The organism is Mesorhizobium sp. M8A.F.Ca.ET.208.01.1.1, from assembly GCF_004791315.1.
In the GTDB taxonomy this organism is placed as follows: Bacteria; Pseudomonadota; Alphaproteobacteria; order Rhizobiales; family Rhizobiaceae; genus Mesorhizobium.
This window is the reverse complement of record NZ_SRUT01000469.1, coordinates 1-255: the sequence shown is the minus strand read 5'-3', so window position 1 is coordinate 255 and position 255 is coordinate 1. Positions and strand designations below refer to the sequence as shown.

The 255-nt window shown below is 64.3% G+C and carries 1 protein-coding gene; it reads left to right on the top strand.

All coding sequences use genetic code 11. From position 1 onward, the window contains the following. Positions 1 to 255 (top strand): hypothetical protein (locus EN851_RS36745; RefSeq protein ID WP_189522102.1); only part of this gene is annotated, 255 nt, incomplete at both ends.

Here is a 255-nt window from a genome sequence, read left to right as displayed (position 1 = left end):
CGCTGCTCGACAATTTCTCGCATCCCGACGCGGGTGGACAGAATGTCATCAACCTGACCGGCATCAATGTGGTCGCTACCGATTCGGACGGAGACCAGGCGAGCGCGACGGTTCAGGTCAATGTTACAGATGACGTGCCGACGGCGGTTGCCGACACGGACAGTGTCACGGAAGGCGGCACGGCGAGCGGCAACGTGATTACCGGCGTCGGCAGCGACGGCAATGCGGCCGGCGCCGACACCAAGGGTGCCGACG